The 21,198-nt window shown below is 67.1% G+C and carries 19 protein-coding genes and 2 tRNA genes; 9 read left to right on the top strand and 12 right to left on the bottom strand.

Annotation, left to right across the window (positions count from 1 at the left end):
• Positions 1-128: 128 nt before the first annotated feature.
• Positions 129-797: a hypothetical protein gene (locus LT965_RS09520; RefSeq protein WP_232700531.1), complete on the bottom strand. Its 669-nt coding sequence runs from the start codon at positions 795-797 to the stop codon at positions 129-131.
• 151 nt (positions 798-948) lie between these two features.
• Between LT965_RS09520 and LT965_RS09515 the strand changes: the two genes are divergently transcribed.
• From LT965_RS09515 to LT965_RS09505, 3 genes are all read left to right on the top strand, one after another.
• Positions 949-1,021: transfer RNA gene (locus LT965_RS09515), tRNA-Arg, on the top strand.
• A gap of 284 nt (positions 1,022-1,305) precedes the next feature.
• Positions 1,306-2,556 carry an MFS transporter gene (locus LT965_RS09510; RefSeq protein WP_232700530.1) on the top strand — a complete coding sequence of 417 codons (1,251 nt, stop codon included), beginning with the start codon at positions 1,306-1,308 and terminating at the stop codon, positions 2,554-2,556.
• A 48-nt stretch (positions 2,557-2,604) separates the two neighbouring features.
• On the top strand, positions 2,605-3,216 hold the full coding sequence (locus tag LT965_RS09505; RefSeq protein WP_232700529.1) for a DUF309 domain-containing protein: 612 nt from the start codon (positions 2,605-2,607) through the stop codon (positions 3,214-3,216).
• A 12-nt stretch (positions 3,217-3,228) separates the two neighbouring features.
• Here the strand turns inward: LT965_RS09505 and LT965_RS09500 are convergent, their stop codons facing one another.
• The 4 genes from LT965_RS09500 to azf form a co-directional block, all read right to left on the bottom strand.
• Positions 3,229-3,468, bottom strand: coding sequence for a hypothetical protein (locus LT965_RS09500; protein ID WP_232700527.1), 240 nt, complete (start codon positions 3,466-3,468; stop codon positions 3,229-3,231).
• Positions 3,469-4,278: a M48 family metallopeptidase gene (locus tag LT965_RS09495; protein ID WP_349292067.1), complete on the bottom strand. Its 810-nt coding sequence runs from the start codon at positions 4,276-4,278 to the stop codon at positions 3,469-3,471.
• Positions 4,279-4,515: 237 nt separating this feature from the next.
• A complete protein-coding gene (locus tag LT965_RS09490) occupies positions 4,516-4,725 on the bottom strand; it encodes a hypothetical protein (protein ID WP_232700525.1) in 210 nt (69 codons plus the stop codon).
• A 95-nt stretch (positions 4,726-4,820) separates the two neighbouring features.
• Positions 4,821-5,588, bottom strand: coding sequence for an NAD-dependent glucose-6-phosphate dehydrogenase Azf (gene azf, locus LT965_RS09485; protein ID WP_232700524.1), 768 nt, complete (start codon positions 5,586-5,588; stop codon positions 4,821-4,823).
• A 212-nt stretch (positions 5,589-5,800) separates the two neighbouring features.
• On the opposite strand from azf, the gene LT965_RS09480 reads away from it, so the two are divergent.
• From LT965_RS09480 to LT965_RS09470, 3 genes are all read left to right on the top strand, one after another.
• Positions 5,801-6,127, top strand: coding sequence for a dihydroneopterin aldolase family protein (locus LT965_RS09480; protein WP_232700523.1), 327 nt, complete (start codon positions 5,801-5,803; stop codon positions 6,125-6,127).
• Between the two features lie 60 nt (positions 6,128-6,187).
• Positions 6,188-6,604 (top strand): DUF5790 family protein, encoded by a 417-nt coding sequence (locus LT965_RS09475; RefSeq protein ID WP_232700522.1) that lies wholly within the window; start codon positions 6,188-6,190, stop codon positions 6,602-6,604.
• Positions 6,605-6,941: 337 nt separating this feature from the next.
• Positions 6,942-9,296: a bifunctional alpha,alpha-trehalose-phosphate synthase (UDP-forming)/trehalose-phosphatase gene (locus LT965_RS09470; RefSeq protein ID WP_232700521.1), complete on the top strand. Its 2,355-nt coding sequence runs from the start codon at positions 6,942-6,944 to the stop codon at positions 9,294-9,296.
• Positions 9,297-9,299: 3 nt separating this feature from the next.
• Here LT965_RS09470 and LT965_RS09465 read toward each other — a convergent pair whose 3' ends face one another.
• From LT965_RS09465 to LT965_RS09455, 3 genes are all read right to left on the bottom strand, one after another.
• Positions 9,300-10,037 (bottom strand): creatininase family protein, encoded by a 738-nt coding sequence (locus LT965_RS09465; RefSeq protein WP_232700520.1) that lies wholly within the window; start codon positions 10,035-10,037, stop codon positions 9,300-9,302.
• 75 nt (positions 10,038-10,112) lie between these two features.
• Entirely contained in the window at positions 10,113-12,026 is a 1,914-nt protein-coding gene (locus LT965_RS09460; protein WP_232700519.1) for an ABC transporter ATP-binding protein, read from the bottom strand.
• Positions 12,027-12,081: 55 nt separating this feature from the next.
• Positions 12,082-12,621: a DUF192 domain-containing protein gene (locus LT965_RS09455; RefSeq protein ID WP_232700518.1), complete on the bottom strand. Its 540-nt coding sequence runs from the start codon at positions 12,619-12,621 to the stop codon at positions 12,082-12,084.
• A gap of 82 nt (positions 12,622-12,703) precedes the next feature.
• Between LT965_RS09455 and LT965_RS09450 the strand changes: the two genes are divergently transcribed.
• Positions 12,704-12,777, top strand: a tRNA-Val gene (locus LT965_RS09450).
• Positions 12,778-13,229: 452 nt separating this feature from the next.
• On the top strand, positions 13,230-13,523 hold the full coding sequence (locus LT965_RS09445) for a YccF domain-containing protein (RefSeq protein WP_232700517.1): 294 nt from the start codon (positions 13,230-13,232) through the stop codon (positions 13,521-13,523).
• Between the two features lie 90 nt (positions 13,524-13,613).
• Here LT965_RS09445 and LT965_RS09440 read toward each other — a convergent pair whose 3' ends face one another.
• Genes LT965_RS09440 through LT965_RS09425 form a run of 4 tightly spaced genes read right to left on the bottom strand, consistent with a single transcriptional unit; the run spans position 13,614 to position 19,316 of the window.
• The gene (locus tag LT965_RS09440) at positions 13,614-14,717 is read right to left on the bottom strand and encodes a M24 family metallopeptidase (RefSeq protein ID WP_232700516.1); all 1,104 of its coding nucleotides are present in this window, start codon (positions 14,715-14,717) and stop codon (positions 13,614-13,616) included.
• Positions 14,714-15,496, bottom strand: coding sequence for an aspartate/glutamate racemase family protein (locus LT965_RS09435; protein WP_232700515.1), 783 nt, complete (start codon positions 15,494-15,496; stop codon positions 14,714-14,716). Before LT965_RS09435 ends, LT965_RS09440 begins: the two co-directional genes overlap by 4 nt.
• Complete coding sequence (locus LT965_RS09430) at positions 15,493-17,268, bottom strand: hydantoinase B/oxoprolinase family protein (protein WP_232700514.1); 1,776 nt, start codon at positions 17,266-17,268, stop codon at positions 15,493-15,495. Before LT965_RS09430 ends, LT965_RS09435 begins: the two co-directional genes overlap by 4 nt.
• A complete protein-coding gene (locus LT965_RS09425; protein ID WP_232700513.1) occupies positions 17,265-19,316 on the bottom strand; it encodes a hydantoinase/oxoprolinase family protein in 2,052 nt (683 codons plus the stop codon). Before LT965_RS09425 ends, LT965_RS09430 begins: the two co-directional genes overlap by 4 nt.
• Before the next feature lie 243 nt (positions 19,317-19,559).
• On the opposite strand from LT965_RS09425, the gene LT965_RS09420 reads away from it, so the two are divergent.
• Positions 19,560-21,194 (top strand): ABC transporter substrate-binding protein, encoded by a 1,635-nt coding sequence (locus LT965_RS09420; protein WP_232700512.1) that lies wholly within the window; start codon positions 19,560-19,562, stop codon positions 21,192-21,194.
• Positions 21,195-21,198: the final 4 nt, after the last annotated feature.

Here is a 21,198-nt window from a genome sequence, read left to right as displayed (position 1 = left end):
ATCGTAGTTCACCACAGGGAGACACCGCGCATAAGCGTTGTCCTTGGGCAATAAGGTCGGTTCCGTCCGGCGGTTTTCGGTCGCACGCGGAAGGGTGTGTCGCCCTCCGATATGAACTCTCGGAGTGCTCAGACGACGTGGTCGAGCATCTCCTCGCGCAGGTACGTCAGGAACGCCGCAGCGTCGTACGACGACGGCTGGTAGACCTCCACGTAGCCGCTCCGAGAGGCGGTCATCTTCACCTCGTCGCCGTCGTAACCGTAGGAGAGCCCGAGCTGGTTCAGACTGGAGTCCGCGAGCAGGCTATCGAAGTCGTGGCTCTGGCGGAGGTCGACGCCGTGGAAGACGCCGTTCATCCCCGACTCGTCGTTCCCCGAGAACCCCGCGCGCCACGGCGTCGCCGACCCGTGGTTCGCGAAGAAGCCGTCGAGGTCGAGGGTCGCGCGCTCGAGGTCCGTGTTCGTCTCCGCGCCGATCAGGTCGAACGCGAACGCGCCGCTCCCGCTGCTCGCCACGACGAACTCGCCGGTGACGCCGACGAACTCCGTGTAGTCCGTGACGACCTCGGTCCCCTCGGTGACGCGGATTTCGTCGTCCTCGATGGCCGCGTCACGCTGGTTCGCCAGTCGCTCGGCGGCCGCGCGACCCGCGAACGCCATGCTGTTGTCCGGCAGGGAGAACACGCGGTCGATCTCCAGGCGCCGCGTCAGTTCCTGCTCGTCCTCGGTGACGGTCTCGGTGAACGAGTCCACCATCTTGAACGTTCCATCGACGACAGCGAGTACGCCTGCCCTCATGTGCGACCGACCGACGGCAGCCCGGGATATAACCGATTTGCTTCGTGTTCGCCCAGCGGGGTGTCCCGTCCGCAGACAGGTCGTGCGAGGCGCCACCACTGCGAACCCCAATCGTAACCGCTTTACGTAATCCCGGGGTACTGGTGAGTGAGTCCGGGTAGGGTAGTGGACTATCCTCTTGGCTTGCGGAGCCAGGGACCGGAGTTCAAATCTCCGTCCGGACGTTTCTACACTCGCTAGCGCTCGCTCCGAAACGACCGGACGTGCCCGCGGTCGCTTACCGCTCACGGCTACGCCGCTCGCGCGGACTCCGTCCGGACGCTACATTATCGCCGTACCGAGCCCGCGGGCGACCGCTGTATCGCCCTCCTGCACTCGAAGTATGCTGCAATCCCGGAGGGTTTCCCAACCCTTTTGGGAAATTTTCGCCTACCAGAGCGTAGATGGACGCCAACGACGGGGCCGTGGGACGCCCGCTTCGGCGGAGACCGAGCGAGGCCAGACAGCCGTGAGCGCCGTCAGTCGACTCGTCGGGCGCGTCCGCAACCTCACCGACGACTACCTGGTCATCGGCGCGGTCATCGTCTCCACGTTCTTCATCGGCTTCGGCGGCGGCGTCATCTTCCCGATCCTCCCGAACCTCGGCGCAGTCCTAGGCATCTCGCCGTTCCTCGTCGGCGTCATCCTGAGCGCGAACCGGTTCTCGCGACTGTTCGCGAACGCGCCGGCGGGCGTGCTCGTCGACCGCGTCGGAACCCGGACACCGTTCGTCGTCGGGATGTTCGTCCAGGGGTTCGCGACGTTCGGCTACGTCGTCGCGATGATCGCGCCGTTCCCCGAGGGCTGGTTCATGGGCGCCCGCATCCTCTGGGGCGTCGGGAGCGCGCTCGTCTTCGCGACGGCGTACACCATCGCCGCGGACGTCAGCGACGGCGGGTCCCGCGGCGCGAACATGGGGCTCATCCGCGGCGGCGTCCTGTTCGGCTTCCCGACGGGCGTCGTCGTCGGCGGCATCGTCAGCGAAGTCGCGGGGACCATCACAGCGTTCGTCGTCGCGACCGTCTTCGCGTTCGTCGCCAGCGGCATCGCGTACGCGACGGTCCCGGAGACGCACGTCGAGGGGTCCTCGAGCAAGTCGGTGAAGCCGTGGGACGTCAACACCGGTCTCCCGGCGGTGACGGTGGGACTGGTGAACTTCGCCGTGCTGTTCGTCTACATCGGCGCGCTGTTCGCCACGCTCGTCCTCTTCCTGAACCAGAAGGACCTCGGCGTCTTCGGCCTGGGCCCCCAGGGCTCCTCGGGCATCTTCATGGCCATCACCGTCGTCGCCGCGGGGACGTTCATGTTCCTCGGCGGCTACGCGAGCGACCGCCTGCAGTCCCGCGTTCCCACCCTGCTGTTCTTCCTCGGCGCCACCTCCCTCGGGTTCGTCCTGATGGCGCTCGCGGACTCGGTGGCGAGTCTCGCACTCGCCTGCGCGCTCGTCGGCACCGGCCAGGGCGGGACCAGTGGCCCGCTGATGGCGCTGCTGGCCGACCTCGTCCCGGACGAGCAGATGGGGCGCGCCGTCGGCACGAACAACGCGTTCGGCGACATCGGCGGCGGGTTCGGCCCGGTCGTCTCACTCCCCCTCGTCGACGCAATCGGCTTCTGGCCCGTCTACCTCGCCTGTGCCGCGCTCCCGGTCGTCGCGGCGCTGATCCTCGTCGCGGGCGTCCACCGGGAGACCGGGAGCTTCCTCCCGAGCGTCCGGTACTGACGAGTTGTCGGACGGGACGCTTTTGCGGGTCGACGCGCAACCCTGCCCATGGACGCGGCGCTCCGCGCGGGAATCGCGATTCACAACGCGGGCTACTACCACGCCGCCCACGACGCCTGGGAGGACGAGTGGCTGGAACTCGAGGACGGCCCGGACGAGCGACTGCTCCACGGCCTCATCCAGTTCACGGCGGCCGTCCACCACGCTCGCGAGCGGAACTGGGCGGGCGCCGTCGGTCTCTGTGAGAGCAGCGCGGGCTACCTCGCGGACCTGCCGGGGGACTACCGCGGCGTCAACGTCGACGCCGTTCGGGAGTACCTCGACGCGCTCGGAGCGGACCCGGAACTCGTCGAACGCGCGCCCGTCCAGCGCCTCGAACTCGACGGCGCCGCGCTCGAACTCGATTCCCTCGGCGCGCCGTCCGCGGTCGCCGCAGCGGCCGTACTCGGCGAGGAACTGGGTTACGACGAGGCGACGTTCGAGGACGCCGCGCGGTACGCCGAGCGCGGACTCGCAGACGGCGAGTTGAACGAGTTCGGCGTGCTGCTCTGTGACTTCCTCACCGAGGACGCCCAGCGCGCGCTGATCGCGACGCGACTTGGCCAGCACGTCCAGCGCAGGCGGCGTCGAGAAGCAGACGTCTCGGGACTGTTCGACTGAGTTCTTCGCGGACTACGCGAACGTCTGGTAGGCGATGACGCCGGCGATGGCGATGCAGGCGACGCCGAGCGCGCGGACGACGTACACCCACGTCGTGGGGATGTCGTCTTCGCCGCCGTACTCGCCGTGGCGGCGCCGTCGGTGCGGACCCATGAACACGGAGAGTCGAATCGCTGCCTTGGGGGCGGCGAGTAGGCCGACCCCGAGGACGACCCCCAGCGCGACCGCGAGGAGTTCGCGGACGCCCGCCATCTACGAGCGGAGGCGGCGGATGCGCTCCTCGACGGGCGGGTGCGTGGAGACGAGTTTCGCGAGCACGCCCTTGCTGCTGCCGAAGATGCAGAGTGCGCTCACGTTCTCGTCGAGGCGGTCGTTCTGGGAGCGCTGGTTGCCCTGCTGGATCTTCTCGAGGGCGCGGGCGAGCGGGTCGCCACGGCCGATGACGCCCTTGGCGTCGGAGTCGGCGACGTACTCGCGGTAGCGGGAGATGGCGAGCACGAACAGCATCACGAAGAACTGCACGAGGTTACCGACGACGATGGCGAGGAAGAAGTCCGCCAGGTCGTTGTCGCCCGTGAACAGCACGACGTACTGAGCGATGATACCGACGACGGACGCGATACCCTGGCCGAGCACCATCATGACGACGTCGCGGTTGTCGATGTGCGCGAGTTCGTGGGCGAGCACGCCATTGAGTTCCTCGCGGTCGAGAATCTGGATGAGTTCGCGGGAGACGACGACGGTGCCGTTACCGCGGCGGCCGACCGCGAACGCGTTCGGCACGCCCATGTTGGCGATCATCAGCCGCGGCTTCTCCATGCCCATGTCGCGGGAGACGCCCTCGACGAACTGGTGGATCTGGGCGTACTGCTGTTCGGGCATGTCTTCGGCGCCGACGCTCCGTAACGCGGCCCACTTGCCGACCTTGTACTGGAAGCCGACGAGCACGACGCTGCCGAGGATGGCGATGGCGAGGATGGTGTTGTTCTGGCCGAACATGGCCCACGCCACCGCGATCGCCAGCGAGTAGAACGCGAAGAGGATGGAACCGACGAGTACCATCCGTAGCTTCAATCCGGGATGTTTCATGGGTGAGGGTTACGGTCTCGGTCTTATAAATCCATCTCCGTGGTATCGCGTCTCGCGCAGTCTATTCGCGCTCGCGTCACGGATTCCGCGACTGCGTCGCACCCAGTGGGGACGACCGAGAGACACGTGTTTCCTCCCGGACAGTTTGTCGGTGGCCTCTGGGGATGCGAGACGGAGGCAAGTCCGTGGAGGACGACTACCGAGGTCCACCTACTGGGCCGTCGTGTCCGGCCGCCGTCTGCGAAGGACGACGGCCGCTGCGAACAGGAGGAGACCAACCACGGTGTAGAGCGCGCCCGCGACCCAGACGCCGACGAGGTAGGCGAAACCGACGAGGTAGGGGACGACGAGCAGGACGAGTATCAGGCGCTGGCGCCGCTCGATGCCGGAGAGTCGGTGCTGGAGGGCAGCGTCGTCCATACAGTCCAGGAGTCGAGAGCAGAGACAAAAATAGTTCGTCTCGGCGATACGTCGCGTCCCGTTGGAACCAGTCACCTCCTGGTTCGGGAGCGGCCTCAGTCGTCTTCGGAGACCAGCTCGTCGTCGTTCCACTCCGCGGAGTTGTCCTGGGGGTCGTAGTCCAGCACCTCGCGAGCGCGCTCCAGGCTGTAGTACTTGCGGTCGTTGTCCGAGATGCCGTACACCACCTCGTAGTCGTAGTCCGCGGTGATACAGCACTCGAAGAGGTGCGCGCAGTCCCGGTAGGAGAGCCACATCGCCTGCCCGCGCTCGTAGTTGATCGGCGGGTGGCCCTCGGTGAGGTTGCCGATGCGGACCGCGACGAACGAGAGGTCGTACTCGTCGAAGTAGAACCGGCCCAGCGTCTCGCCGGTCGCCTTCGAGACGCCGTAGAGGTTGCTCGGACGCGGGAGTTCGGTGCCGTCGAGGCGGAAGTCGTCGTCGCGACGGTAGAGGTCGGGCTTCCGGGCGGTCTCGTAGTGGCCGACGGCGTGGTTCGAGGACGCGAACACGAACTTCTCGACGCCGGCGTCGACGGCCGCGTCGAGGATGGTCTTCGTGCCGTCGATGTTGTTCCGGAGCACGCTCTCCCAGGGCGCCTCCGGTCGGGGGTCGCCCGCGAGGTGAACTACGGCGCCGACGCCCTCGACGGCGTCGCGAACGGCGTCCTCGTCGGTGACGTCGGCGACGACGTAGTCGTGTCCGGGGTCGCCCGTCGGCGGCTCCCGGTCGAGCAGCCGCCAGTCGTAGTCGTCGCCGATGCCGCCGAGGATGGCCTGCCCGACGCGGCCCGAGGCGCCAGTGAGGAGGACCGGGTCGTCCATTCGTTTGAGGGTCGCGGCCACCGGGCAATGAATCGTGCGGTTCGCCGCGTACACCTGTCTACGCACTCACTAGTGCCACACGACTCGACCGGCGGGTCCACGGCCAGCGAACCGACGCCAGCGTGCGCGATTCGCTGGCTCGCCGGCTCCCACCCGTCACCGACACCGCGGCAGACGACAGTTCTTAGCCCCGGCCGCACGCAGGAGTCGGTATGGCAACCGACGCGGAGCAGGCGTGTTTCGAGGCGGGCATCAAGTTCGGGACGCTCTACCATCAGTTCGCGGGGACGCCGGTGAGTCCGGCGAGCGCCTCGAGTCTCGAGACGGCCATCGAGGAGTCCATCGAGAACCAGCCGTTCTGCGAGTCCGTCACCGTCGACATCGTAGCGGAGCGACTCGACACCGAACACGGCTACACGGAACTGACGGGCGAGTACATGGAGGTCGAGATCGTCGTCGCCTACGAGGGCCGCGAGGTGGTCGCGGAGATGGCGATGGTCGACGGCTACCCGCTGATGGAACTCGCGAGCGTCTCGTAGGCGGATTTCACCTTCAGTCTGGGGCGGGCCTTTAAATTCCGTGCAGGCGAACTCGAAGCCATGAGCCAGTCATCACTCGACGACGACGAACTGTTCGGGGAGGCGGCCGAGGAGATGCGGGCCGACGTGGAGGAACACCTCGATGCCGCCCGCGCGGAACTGCCCGCCGGGGACGACATCTGGGACGTGGAGGCGGACAACACCCTCGGCGTGCTGAACGCGCTCCGCTCGGCGCTCGCCGTCGACGACGTCGAGGGCCACTTGCGGGACGCGAAGAAGGCGTTCGTCGTCGGCGAGCGCGCCGACGCGTTCGAGGACGCCGACGACCTGGAGGCCGACCTGGCGGCCGTCGAGGACGTGCTCGCGGACCTGGAGACGGCCCGCGACCAGGTTGGCGAACTCGCAGCGACGGTGCCCGAACTCCGCTCCGCACTCGACGAGGCCCACGCGGGCGCCGAGGAGGACGGCGACGACTGACCTAGGCTCTCCTTTCGCTCCGCCGTCGAGCGGGTAGCGCGTCGACACCCGTCCCGAGCGCGACGAACGACCGTCCGGGTCCGAGCGCTCCGGGGGATGCGTGTCGAGCGGTAGTCGGCGGCTAAACTACGCGACGTAGCCTGAGCTTAAACGCCGATATCAGGGGCTTACGGCAGTGAATTCGGTGAAATGGACTCGTCATCTTATCCGGCTCACGCCCGTCTACATCGCCGAAGCCCATGGCAGGCAACATACGGGCGTGGAGCCCCGTCGATTGGCAGGGAATCGACTGCAGCGGAACCGTACTCGAGCGGGCCCCTAACGGGGTCGATGCACTGTGACCGAACGCCAGGAGTCGGACAGCGAGAGCCCCGTCGTGGACGCACTCGAGGGCCGAGAACTACTTGTCGCGTCGAATCGCGAGCCGTACACGCACAGCTACGACGGCGACGAGGTGACGGTGTCCCAGCCGGCGGGCGGCCTCACCGCGGCGCTCGACCCCATCATGCAGGAACTCTCGGGCACGTGGGTCGCGTGGGGGAGCGGTGACGCCGACTTCGACGTGGCCGACGACCGCGGCCGCGTCCGGGTCCCGCCCGAGGACCCGTCGTACACGATCCAGCGTCTCCACCTCAGCGACCGGGAGCTCGACGGCTACTACTACGGCTACAGCAACCAGGTGCTGTGGCCGCTCTGTCACGGCATGCCGACGCGGGCGTCCTTCGACAACGAGTTCTGGGACTACTACCGGCAGGTCAACGAGACGTTCGCGGACGCCATCGTCACGTGCGCCGAGGACGACGACCCGGTCGTCTGGTTCCAGGACTACCACCTCGCGCTGGCGCCCCGTCTGGTTCGCGAACAGCTCCCGAACGCGTTCCTCACGCAGTTCTGGCACATCCCGTGGCCAGCGTGGGAGACGTTCCGTTCGTGTCCCGAGCACCGCGAGATACTCGAGGGACTGCTCGCGAACGACCTGCTCGGCTTCCACAGCGAGACGTACTGCGAGTCGTTCTGCGAGTGCGTCGCCGAGGTGTTCGACGACGCGACCGTCGACGTGGACGCCGGGCTGGTCACGTACGAGGGCCACACGACGCGGGTGCAGAGCCACCCGCTGGGCGTCGACGCGGACGTGCACGCCGAGCGCGCGGGCGCCGAGGAGATCGAGGAGCTCTGGGAGAGGTTCTCCGCGGAGTACGACCTCGGCGAGCAGGTCGCCGTCGGCGTCGACCGCCTCGACTACACGAAGGGCATCCTCCAGCGCCTCGACGCTCTGGAGTGGCTCTGGGAGCACCGTCCGGACCGCCGCGGCGAACTCACGTACGTCCAGAAGGGCAGCGAGTCCCGGACGCAGATCGACGAGTACCAGCAGCTCCAGGACGAGGTCGAGCGCCGCGTCCGCGAGATCAACGACCGCTTCGCTACAGAGTCGTGGACGCCCGTGGTGTACACCAAGGACCACTACTCGCGGGCGGGGCTGACGGCGCTGTACCGCCACGCTGACGTCGCGCTCGTGAGCCCGCTCCGCGACGGGATGAACCTCGTCGCCAAGGAGTACGTCGCCTCCCAGCTGGACGACGACGGCGTGCTCGTGCTCTCGGAGTTCGCGGGCGCCGTCGAGTCGCTGGGCGACGCCGCGCTCGTCGTCAACCCCAACGACACCGAGGAGTTCGCGACGACCATCGAGGCCGCGCTCTCGATGCCCGAGCGGACGCGGAAGCGGCGGATGCGGGCGCTCCGCCGGCGCGTCCACAGCGAGGACAACGACGCCTGGGTGGACGACCAGTTCACGGGCATCCCGGTCGACCGCGACGAGCAGCCCGAGGAGGGGACGCCGAGTTGGCAGTCCTCGCCGGTGTCCGTCTGGGGCCGCAAGCAGTGGCTGGCGGACAATCTCCGGCTAGCGGACGGCCTGTTCGTGATGACGGACTTCGACGGGACGGTCGCCGACATCGTCGACGACCCGGACGCCGCGGCGATCCGCGACCGGGCGCAGGAGGCACTGGAGTCGCTCGCGGCCCACCCGCGTGCGGCGGTGGCGGTGGTCAGCGGGCGCGCGGTCGAGGACGTCCGCGAGCGGGCGGCCGTCGAGGACGCCTACTACGCGGGCAACCACGGCCTCGAACTCCACGACGGCGACGAGCGGTCCGTGCACTCCGTCGCACACCAGGTCCAGGAGGTGCTCCCGGCGGTCTGCGAGGCCGTCGAGGAGGCGTTCGGCGACGACGACGGCGTCTTCGTCGAGGACAAGGAGGTGACCGCGACGGTACACTACCGGCAGGCCGACTGCGACGGCGAGGCGGTCCGGGAGGTCGTCGAGACCGCGCTCGCGGACCACGACCCCGACGACGCGCTTCGAGTCACGGAGGGCAAGCAGATCGTGGAACTCCGCCCGGACGTCGACTGGGGGAAGGGTGCCACCGTCGAACTGCTGCGCGAGCGGTACACCCCCGAGGACGAGCAGTGGCTGACGGTGTACATCGGTGACGACACGACCGACGAGGCCGCCTTCGAGGTGCTCGGCGGTGACGGCGTCGCGGTCGCCGTCGGGTCCGACCGGGACGCCACGGCCGCGCCGTACGTCGTGAGCGGGCCCAGGGAGGTGACAGACCTGCTGAACTGGTTCGCCGGGGAAGGCCTGGCGAACCTAGACGAGGCGCTGCGCGAGGACGCGATCGTCGAGCCGAACTAACCGCTATCTGTGGGGTGGCCGCGTGACGTCCCGGTCCGCGACCGCGGCGAGTAGTTCACAGAGCGCTGCGGTCGCCAGCGAGAGCAGTTCCTCGCCGCGAGCAGCGTCGCCCCCGGCGGGGTCGCCGACCACGCCGTTCTCCGTGAACTCCGCGACGTCGTGAGCGAGGTTCGCGTACGATACCCAGTCCCCCCAGCCGTCGCTGGCGCCCTCGCGGGCCGCCTCGACGCGGCCCTCGCGCACGAGTTCGGGGTCGGTGTGCCGGAGGAACGCCGTCTCGAGGGGGCCGGCGTGCCCCATGTCCGCGGCGTGGTCGCCGACTGCGTCGAACCACGTGAACGGCACCGCGTACGCGTCGTCGTGGCGCGTGATGGTCGACGTGACCTCGCCGAGCGCCGGGACGTTCCCGCCGTGGCCGTTGACGACGACGACGCGGTCCCAGCCGTGGCTCGCGAGGCTGGCGACGACCTCGCGGACGTTCGCGCGGAAGGTGTCAGGCTGGAGCCACAGCGTGCCCGTGAACTGGCGGTGCTCCTCGGAGACGCCCACTGGAAGAGCGGGCGCGACCACGACCTCGCCGTCGTAGGCGTCTGCGGCAGCCTCGGCGACGGTCTCGGCGGTGATCGCGTCGGTACCCAGGGGTGCGTGCGGGCCGTGCTGTTCGGTGCTGCCGACCGGGAGGACCGCGAGGTCCGTCGCCGCCGCGTCGGCGTCAGTCCACGTCGCGTCCGCGAGTCGCATGCGTCGGCGTACGCAGGCCACCGGCAAGTAGGCTGTCATGCGCGAACGCGAGAGGAACGGTAAAAGTAGACCGCGTCAGTCGTCGACTTCTTCCTCGACGTGGGCCTGGCGTTCGGCGGCGCGCTCGATGAACTCGTCGGGGAGTTCCTCGATCTCGCCGGCCTGCACGCCCCAGAGGTTCGCGTAGAGGCCCTGCTCGGCGAGGAGGTCCTCGTGGGTGCCGCGCTCGACGACTCGGCCGTCCTCGAGGACGACGATCTGTTCGGCGTCCTTGATGGTCGAGAGGCGGTGGGCGATGGCGAACGTCGTGCGGTCCTCGGTGAGGCGGTCGAGAGAGCGCTGGATGAGCATCTCCGTCTCCGTGTCGACGTCGCTGGTGGCCTCGTCGAGGATGAGGATCTCGGGGTCCTTGAGGATGGCTCGCGCGATGTCGATGCGCTGGCGTTGGCCGCCCGAGAGTTTCACGCCGCGCTCGCCGACCTTCGTGTCGTAGCCCTCCGGGAGGTTCTGGATGAACTCGTGGGCCTCGGCGGCCTTCGCGGCCGCGACGACGTCCTCGTCGTCGGCGTCGAACGTGCCGTACTTGATGTTCTCCATGACGGTGCCGTAGAACAGGAACGTGTCCTGGCTGACGTAGCCGATGTGCTGGCGGAGACTCGGCAGCGTCACGTCGGAGATGTCCTCGCCGTCGATGCGGATCTCCCCCTCGTCGACGTCGTACATCCGGAGCAGGAGTTTGAGCACCGTGGACTTCCCGGCGCCCGTCGGCCCGACGAGCGCGAGCGTCTCGCCACCCTCGACGGCGAAGTCGACGTCCTCGACGATGGCCTCCTCGTCGTAGCCGAAGGTGACGTCGTCGTACACCACGTCGCCGTCGGTGACGGTGAGTTCGTCGGCGCCCGGGTTCTCCTCGATGCGCGAGGGCTCGTTCATCAGCCCGAAGATGCGCTCGCTGGAGGCGCGCGCTCGCTGGTACATGTTGATGATCTGGCCAAACTGCGCCATCGGCCAGACGAACTGCTGGCTCAACTGGATGAACACGACGAACTCACCTGCCGACAGCGACCCGGACATGAACGGCGGCGGGCCGACGAGCACCCAGTAGCCGCCGGCTAGGAAGGTGAGGACGAAGCCGACGCCGGAGATGATGCGCAGCGCCGGGAAGAACTTGATGCGGATGGTGATGGCGCCCCAGTTCGCGTCGAAGTAGCCCTGGGAGACGTCGTCGACGCGGTCGGTCTCGTAGGACTCCGTGTTCGAGGTCTTGATGACCTGGATGCCGCCGAGGTTGTTCTCCAGGCGGGAGTTCAGGCGACCCACGGAGGAGCGGACGTCGGCGTACTGCGGCTGGATGGCCTTCACGAACTTGTACGTGAACCACGCGATGACCGGCACCGGCAGCATCGTGATCAGTGCGAGCTGCCAGTTGTAGTAGAACAGTACGACACCGATGGCCACCACCATCACGGAGAGCCGGAAGACGGAGTTCATCCCGTCGTTGAGGAAGCGCTCGAGGCGGTTGACGTCGTTCGAGAGGATGGACATCATCTCGCCGGTCTGCTTCGTGGCGAAGAAGTCCATGTTCAGGCGCTGCATCTTGTTGTACGTGTCCGTCCGGACGGCGTGCTGGATGTGCTGGGAGAAGGAGTTCCAGCCCCAGTTGCGCAGCCAGTGGAAGCCCGCACCGACGAGGAACGCACCGGAGATGATGGCGACGGTCCAGTAGAGCTCCATCTCGCGCGTCGGGGGACGGATAGATTCCGGGAGGAACGGGAGGAACGTCTGGCCCCCGGTCAGGGCGTCGACGGCGTACCCCAGCATGATCGCGGGGACGAGGTCGAGCACGCGAGCGAGGATGCTGGCCAGGACGCCGACGAGCGCCGCGAACCAGTTGTCCCGCCCGTACTCGTCGAACAGGCGGTACATCGCGTTGTCGACCTTCTCCCGCTGGTCTTCGAAGGGGTCGTCGTCTTCTGTGGCGGTACTCATCCTCTGAGGAGAAGTAACCGTCTGCAAAAAGACTTTCCTACGAACCGAAACACCGTCAGCGCTCGACGGCGATCCGGTCGCCGACCGTCACGTTGTGCTCGACCGTCCAGTTGTACGGCACCTCCAGCACCCACTTCCCGTAGCCGGTGTACTCCGTGAGGTTCTGGTTGTCCGCCTCGACGGGCGCGTGGTAGATCTCGGTGATAGTGCCGTTCGCGTCGACGAACACGATGTCGATGGGGAAGTCCATCGACCGCATCACGTACGTGCGCTCGCCCGCCTGGGCGTAGACGAACAGCATCCCCTCGTTCGGGCCGAGTGACTCCGTCTCGCTCAGTCCGGTGTAGCGCTCCTGTGGGTCGTCGGCGATCCGGACGGAGACGTTACCGAGGGTCTGCCCGCCGTCGTCGGCCACCTGCACCGAGGCGTTCCCCTCGTCGCTGGCGTTCTGGGTGGTGGTCCCGTCGTGGGTCGTCTGGTTGCCGCCGTCCCTGACGGTCACCTCCGCCTGCGTGTCCGGCGAGAATCCGACGTAGACGAGGGCGACCGCCGCGAGGAGTGCGAGGACGAGCACAGCAAACAAGCGCCGAGCCATGTCCACACGTACGGTTTCCGACGGTTTGGTCGTTCCGACGAAGGGAAACCGTTTTTGCCGCGCGACAGTTCCTCTCGGGTACGGGTTCGTGGTCTAGTTGGTTATGACGCGGCCTTTACAAGGCCGAGGTCGGTGGTTCGAATCCGCCCGAACCCATTTTCAGCAAACCGACGCCCCTCAGCGACACAGCAGTCGCTGAGCGCGTCGTGGCGTCGTAAATGGGGCGAGGAAGGATTCGAATTCTGGAAGACGAGCATCAGCGAGTCTTCCATCGGTGAGAATCCGCCCGAACCCAGAGTGACCTCGTCGGCAGAACGCGGAGGCATCACAGCTACCCCCAGTACTCCTCTCGACTGTGGCGGTCAGAGAAAGGTTTAATCAGTCGAGAGCCCCGTGCTGTTTCCAGGCTGCTAATGGGAAACACAACTGACACTGGACCGGACGAGTCGAGCGGGCAGTCCGTCACGCAGAACGTGAACGTGTCTATCGAGCAGGAAGATACGAGTCCTTCAATCGTCGTTCGGGGGGTCTATTTCCTGCTAGTCGGTTGGTGGGCGAGCGGTGTCTGGCTAAGTATCGCTTGGTTCCTCAATCTCACGATAATCGGGATGCCCCTCGGGATCAAGATGATCAACTTCGTCCCGAAGATCGTCTCACTGAAAGACCGGACGATCGAGACGGAGCGCACTGTGGACGAGGACGGCAACGTGACCATCACGCAGGGCACCAGCGAGCAGTACTCGCTGCCCCTGCGAGCGGCGTACTTCCTCCTCGTCGGCTGGTGGGCGAGTGGCGTCTGGATGTTCTTCGCGTGGGTGGCCTCCATCACCATCGTCGGACTCCCGCTCGCCGTCTGGATGTACGACCGGCTCCCGTTCGTCGTCTCCCTCTACAACTACTGAACGCTGGTCGTCTCCGGGCAGCGTTCCCTGCTCCCAGCGAGCGTCCTGACTCTGAAGAAACACCGGCGAGAACCGGACTGACGCCCTCTCTTACGCTCTCCAGCCGCGGTCGGTGTGGTTCAGCCGCTCGCAACCGTCCTCCGTCACCACGACAAGGTCCTCGATGCGCACGCCGAACTCGCCTTCGAGGTAGACGCCTGGCTCTACAGAGAACACCATCCCGGGTTCCAGCGGCTGGTCGTTGCCCTCGACGATGTAGGGTTCCTCGTGGACGTCGAGGCCGACGCCGTGGCCGGTCCGGTGGACGAACTCGTCGCCGTAGCCCGCGTCCGCGATGACGTCGCGAGCGGCGGCGTCCACCGCTTCCGCCGGTACTCCGGGTTCGACAGCCTCGACGGCGGCCTGCTGTGCCTCGCGGACGACGTCGTGGACCGTCTCGAACTCCTCCGGGGGATCACCGTCGAACACGACCGTCCGGGTCTGGTCGCTGGGGTAGCCGTCGACGCGCGTCCCGAAGTCGAAGACGACGGGGTCACCACTCTGGACTTCGCGGTCGCCGTGGCGGTGGTGGGGTTTCGCGCCGTTCGGCCCGCTGCCCGCGATGATAGCGAACGACGGGGCGTCTCCGCCGTGAGCGGCGAGACGCTCCTCGACGAACTGAGCGAGTTCCGCCTCCGTCATTCCGACCGCGTCCTCGCCGAGGTCACGGACGTCGTCCATCGCGGCGTCCGCTGCCTCCCCTGCGCGACGGAGCGCGTCGAGTTCCGCGTTGTCCTTGCGCAGACGGAGGGGTTCGAGCACCTCGCTGGCGAGGCCGAACTCGGTGGTCGGGAACAGGTCGCGGAAGTCCTGCGTGAACCGCGCCCACATGCGGTCGTCAAGGAGGACGCGGCCACCCCTGAAGCCGAGTTCGTCGGCGGCGTGCTCCAGCAGGACGAGCGGGTCCTCGCCGTCAGCGTACGTCCGGACGTCCTCAACCCACGAGTCGTGGCGAATGTGGTTGTCGTACATCTCGGGCGCGACGAACAGGGGGCCGTCGGTCCGACCGACGAAGAGGAACAGGTGGCGCTCCATCGGTTCGTCCGTGAACCCCGAGAGGTACTGCATGTCGGTGCTCGGGAACAGCACGACGGCGTCGGCGTCGACGCTGTCGAGGCGGTCCTGGCAGGCCGCGACGCGCTCCCGGTCGGTCACTCTCCGTCACCTCGCGTCCACACGTCGGCGTTCTCGTAGTCGTCCTCGATGCCCCACTCGGCGATCTCCGAGACGGGCGGCGACTCGTAGCCGCCGACCTTGCTGTGCGTCCACCCGAAGTCGGCGAGTTCGGCGAGCAGTTCGGCGTACTTGAACGGCGCCGTCACCGCGTCGAGGACGGGCACGCCGAGGTCGGCCTGGAGGTCCTCGAAGAAGCCGTACTCCGCGGTGCAGCCGAGGATAACGACCTCCGCGTCGTCCTCCTCGACGGCTGCCGTCGCGGCCTCGCGGAGGCGGCGCTGGGTCGTCTCCGGGTCCGCCTGGAAGTCGAGGACGCCCAGGTCGGCGGGGCGGAACGAGGCGAGGTGGTCGCCGAAGCCGTACTTGCGGACGCGGTCGCGCATCTGGGGCACCCACTTCTGGCGGCCGACGACGACGGAGAACGAGTCTCCGAGTGTGGTCGCGAGGTGGGTCGTGGCCTCCGCGGGCGCGGCGACCGGCATCGTGTCGCTCACCTCGCGGGCTTCCTCCAGGGCGAGGTCGTAGAAGCAGCCGATGACGACGGCGTCGTAGCCGTCGTTCTCCGCGCGTTTCACCAGGTGGAGGACGTCCGGCGTCACGAGCGCCTCGAAGTAGTGGTACTCGACGTGGTGGGGGCCGCGGTCGAGGGACGTCACGTCGACGGTCGTGTCGGGGCGACTGGCCGCATCGAGAATCGCCCCGATGTCGCCCGAGAAGTCGTCGTGGCCGACCGGGTCGATCCAGAGGACGTCGGTCATCGGCTCCCCCGGAGTTCGGCCGTCGTCTCGTCGTCGATCTCCCCGTCCTCGGTGATGGCGACGCCGTACTGTTCGCGTGCGGCCTCACGCGAGACGTAGTCGTCGCGGTAGTCCTCGAGCACGCGCTCGGGGTCGCGGTCGTACGGTTCGCCGTACCCACCGCCGCCGGCGGTGCGGTTGGAGATGACCTCGCCGGGCGTGAAGTTCCCGCGGAACATCCCGACGTGTCGCCCCTCGCCCTCGTGGAGGTGGTCGTTGTCGACGAGCACCTCGACGCGCTCGTCGAAGTCCTCCGCCTCGGAGTCCAGGACGACCACGTTCTTTTTGCCAGGCTGCCCGCCGTCCATCCCCCAGTTGTCGGTGCGGGTCTTCTGGATGATCGAGAGCGCGCCGACGGGTTCGAGCACGCGGAAGTCCCGACGGATGCCGAGGCCGCCGCGGTGTTTGCCGGGGCCGCCGGAGTCCTCGCGCAGCGACAGCTGGTCGAAGCGGATGGGCGCCTTGTTCTCGAACACCTCGATGGGGATGTTGCGGACCATCGTCTCGCTGATGTGCATGAGCGCGTTCGCGCCGTCGTGGCCGACGCCCGCACCCCAGCCCACGCCCTCGTTGTTCGCCTCCACGAACGGGCGGCCGGTCTCCGGGTTCTCACCGTACAGCATGATGTCCGCGAGGTCGCCGCCCGAACTCGCGGGCACGCGGTCTGGCATCCCCTTCGCGAGCGCCTTGTAGACGACGTCGATGCCGACGATGCCCGTCCAGACGGTGAACGTCGGCGCGGGGTAGCTCGCGTTGAAGATGTTGTCCTCGGGGACGTGCATCGTCAGCGGCGCGTACTGGCCGCCGTTGGAGTCCTCTTCGGGCGTGGTGAGCGTCTTGAAGCAGAGCTTGCAGATGGTCTCGCTCATCCCGGGCGGGATGTTCAGGGGTTCGTCCACTTCGCCCGAGGACCCCGAGAAGTCGACGGCGAACTCGTCGCCGTCGATGGTGACCTCGGCGCTGAGTTTGATGAGGTCGTCGTCGTCGCGGTAGACGCCGTCGGCGTACCCAGTCGCGGACCACGTCCCGTCGGGCAGTTCCTCGACGGCCGCCCGTGCCGTGCGCTCGCCGTGGTCGAGAATCCGCTCGACGGCGGTCTCGACGGTGTCGGCGCCGTACTTCTCGTACAGTTCCTGGAGGCGCTGTTCGCCCGTGCGGACGGCCGCGACCTGCGCGTTCAGGTCGCCGACGACCTTCTCGGGCATCCGGGAGTTGAACCGGATGATGTCCATGATCTCCGGGTCCGGTTCGCCGCCCTTGTACACCTTCGTGCCGGGGAAGAGGACGCCCTCCTGGTGGACGTCCGTGGAGTCGAGGACGTAGCCGGAGTCCTTCGCGCCGAGGTCGAGCCAGTGGGCGCGACACGTCGTGTACCCGATGAGTTCCTCGTCGTGGAACACCGGCGCGAACAGCAGCACGTCGAGGGTGTGCGTGCCGCTCCAGTACGGGTAGTTCATGATGAACACGTCCCCGGGGTCCATGTTCTCCTCGCCGACGTGGTCGACGGCCTTCTCGATGCCGTAGTCGTTCGCGCCGAGGAACAGCGCGAGACCGGGCGAGTCGGCGATGAGGTTCAGGTCCCTGTCGAAGACGGAGATCCCGAAGTCGAGGATCTCGTAGATGATGGTGTTGTAGGCGGTCCTGATCAGCGTGCGCTGCATCTCGGTGGCGGCCGACGTGAGGTAGTTCCGGACGACCTCGACGGTGGCCGCGTCGATGTCCTGTGTGCTCATTGTTCGTCCTCCGTGGTGACGACGATGTGTCCGTAGTCGTCGACGGTCGCCGACTGGTCGGAGTGGAAGACCAGCGACGTCGTGGGTTCCGTGACGACCGCGGGGCCGTCGAGTTCGTCGCCGGGCGTGAGGTCCCCGCGTTCGTAGACGTCGAAGTCGCGGAACTCGCCCGCGGCGAAACAGTACGCGTCCCGGCTCCCGGCCGCCTCGAGAGCACCGTCCCGGGGTGGCTGCGGGTCGAGCGTCGGTTTGTCGTTCTCGCCGATGGCGCGCACCCGCAGGTGGACGACCTGGACGGGGTCGTTCATCGTGTGGCCGTACCGCGTCTCGTGCTGGGCCTCGAACCGGTCCGCGAGTTCGTCGAGGTCCGCGACGCCGTCGGCGTCCACCTCGACGGTGTGCTCCTGCCCGAGGTAGCGCATCTCGATGGTGCGTTCGAGGCGCTGGCGGGCCTCGCCGATACCTTCCTCACTGAGCGTCTCGCTGCCCTCCGCCTCCAGGTCGTCGAACGCCGCCTCGAGGGTGTCGAGGTAGACGTCGTCGAGGACCGCGATCTGCGTCTGGGAGAAGTCGTAGACGACGTCCGCCATCAGCATCCCCCACGCGGAGAACACGGAGGGTGCCTGCGGCACGACGACCTCCTTGACACCGAGTTCCCGTGCGACGAGCGGGACGAACATCGGGCCGGCGCCGCCGTAGGCCATCATCGAGAAGTCCCGCGGGTCGAGGCCCTTCTCGACGGTTATCTCCCGGATGGCGCCGACCGTGGTCGCGAGTGCGACGTCGAAGACGCCCCGGCTCGCGTCCTCGACGGTCGTGTCGAGTGGGTCGGCGAGCGTCTCCTGGATGCCGTCGATGGCGGCCTCGGCCGCGGTGTCCATCTCGCCGCCGAGGAAGTCGCCGGGGTCGAGGAAGCCGAGCGCGAGCGCCGCGTCGGTGACCGTGGGGTCGGTGCCGCCGTTGTCGTAGCAGATGGGGCCGGGGTCGGCGCCGGCGCTCTCCGGGCCGACCTTGAGCAGGTCGCCGTCCAGCCACGCGATGGAGCCACCACCCGCGCCGATGGTGCGGATGTCGTAGACGGGGATGAGCATCGGCTGGTGTTCGAGCGTGGAGTCGTACTTGACGACCGGCGACCCATCCTCGACGACCGCCGCGTCGAGGCTCGTCCCTCCCATGTCGACCGTGATGAGGTTGTCGCGGTTGGTGATGGAGCCGACCTGGGAGGCGCCGATGAGTCCGCCCGCGGGCCCGGAGAGGATGGTGTGGACCGGTGCGGTCTTCGCGCTCTCGGCGGTGAGCGTGCCGCCGCCCGAGCGCGTGATGAAGAACGACTCCTCGAAGCCGGCGTCGGCGAGCGCACCGCCGAGCGTGTCGACGTAGTTCTCGAAGATGGGTTTGATGTAGCTGTCGAGCACCGCGGTACTCGTGCGCTCGTACTCGCGGTACTCGCCGGTGATGTCACTGGAGACGGAGACGCTGACGTCGGGGTGGGCGTCCCGCACGATGTCGGCGGCCGCTCGTTCGTGCTGACCGTTCTGGTAGGAGTGGAGAAAGCAGATGGCGATAGCGTCGACGTCGTGTTCCTCGACGAGTTCCGCGGCGGCGTCCCGTACTGCGTCCTCGTCGAGTTCCTCGACGACGGCCCCGTCGGCGTCGAGGCGACCGGGGACGCCGAGGCGTCGTCGCCGCGGCACCATCGACTCCGGTTTCTGGTAGTTGATGTCGTACATCGCGTCGCGTTCGAGGTTCGTGCGCCCGATCTCGTGGACGTCGGTGAACCCCTCGTTCGTGATGACGCCCGTGCGCGCGCCGTCTCGTTCGAGAACGGCGTTGAGGCCGAGCGTGGTACCGTGGACGAATGCCTCCGTCGCAGGGAGGTCTGCCCCGACTTTGTCGACGGAGTCGAGGACGCCGTTCGACGGTTGGCTGGGTGTCGTCGCGGCTTTCTCGAGTTCGACAGCGCCGGTCTCGCGGTCGAACGTGATGGCGTCGACGAACGTGCCACCGATGTCGACCGCGACGCGCTGTGTGTTGGTATCTCGTGTCACGACTACTCGTTTCGTGTAATTGTATAAATTGCTTTCCCCGGTTGGCTCTAAATCGTTTGTCTAAGCAACCGATTCGGGTGCGAATCGACAGACACAGGCGCATAAAGTAATTTTTAGACCGCGAATAGGTACATCTATGCAATAGAACTAAGTCACGGTAGGTTGGAGGTGGGTAGCATGGGTAGCAGTAACAAAGACGGATTCAGCCGGCGCACATTCCTGAAATATGGCAGTGCAGCCAGTGTGAGTGCAATATTCGCGGGTTGCACCGGGAACCAAGAGACAGACACGACGACGAACGATTCAGGCGATAATACGACCGAAACGACAGCCGGCGACCAGACCGACACCGGGAACCAGCCGGGGACCGAGTTCGACTACGTCACCACGGTCACCCCGAGTTCGCTCGACCCGATGAAGGGGTCGGACAACCTGGAGACCATCCTGCTCCACAACGTCTACGACCCGCTGCTGTACTACACGGACACGACCCCGCCCGAACTCCAGAGCTGGCTCGCCGAGGAGTACTCCGTCTCCGAGGACGGTCGGACGTACACGTTCCAGCTCAACGGCGACGCGACGTTCCACAACGGCGACCAGGTCACCGCGTCGGACGTGAAGTACTCCGTCCAGCGCATGATGGACATGGGCAACGGCTTCTCGTGGATGTGGTCGGGCGTCCTCTCCCCGGAGAACGTCGAAGTCGTCGACGAAACCACGGTGAAGATGACCACGAACGACGTGTTCGCACCGTTCCTCTACACGCTGCCGTTCCTCTACATCGTCAACCAGGACCAGATCGAGGCCAACACCAACAGCGACGGCCAGTACGGCGACAACGGCGACTACGGCACCGCGTGGCTCGAGGACAACGACGCCGGGAGTGGCCCCTACGAGCTGACGAAGCGCGACCGCAAGCGGGAGATCGTCATCGAGAGCAACGACGACTGGTGGGGAACGTTCCCCCACGACGGCGACGGCTACGAGGTCGTCACGACGGAGATGGTCCAGGAGGCCGCGACCGCGGCGGGCCGCATGCGCGAGGGCGCCCAGATGTCCGACCAGTGGCTCCCGCTCCAGACGTACAACGACCTCGCGGGCTCCGACGGCGTCCGGGTGCACGCGAAGGCGACGTTCAACCCGTTCTACGTCTACATGCACACCCAGCGGGAGCCACTCGACGACGTCCACGTCCGGCGCGCCATCTCGTACGCCTTCGACTACGAGGCCGCGCTCAACGACGTCATGGCGGGCGACTCCGACCACCTCAGGGGACCGCTCCCGGACGCGATGTGGAGCCACACCGAGGACCTCCCGACGTACGGCAAGGACCTCGAGGCGGCCCAGGCCGAACTCGACCAGTCCGACTACTCGGCGAGCGACCTGGACCTGAACTACACGTACGTCTCCGGGCTCACCGTCGAGCAGAACATGGGACTGTTGCTCCAGTCGAACCTCCAGGAACTCGGCGGGTCGCTGACCGTCGAGAAGGCTCCGTGGTCGAAGATCACCGAGATGGCCTCGAGCCAGGAGTCCACGCCGGACATGCTCGCGATCTACCTGTCCTTCAGCTACGCTGACCCGGACACGTTCCTCTACCCCGCGTGGCACAGTGACTCCCACGGCTCCTGGACCAGCGCCGCGTGGTACCAGAACGACGAGGTCGACCAACTCCTCACCCAGGGTCGCCAGACGGTCACCCAGGAGGAACGCATCCCCATCTACGAGGAGGCCCAGCGACTCATCGCCGAGGACGCCCCCGCGCTGTTCGTGATGAACCAGGCGACCCGTAACGCGATCGGCACCGACGTCCAGGGGTTCAAGGACAACGGCATCACGGGCTACCGCCAGACCTTCCACCGCTACCACCAGGGCTGAACCG

It is taken from the genome of Halobacterium wangiae (assembly GCF_021249345.1).
Taxonomy (GTDB): domain Archaea; phylum Halobacteriota; class Halobacteria; order Halobacteriales; family Halobacteriaceae; genus Halobacterium; species Halobacterium wangiae.
Note: the sequence above shows the minus strand (reverse complement) of the source record. Positions and strands in the feature narration are given on the sequence as shown.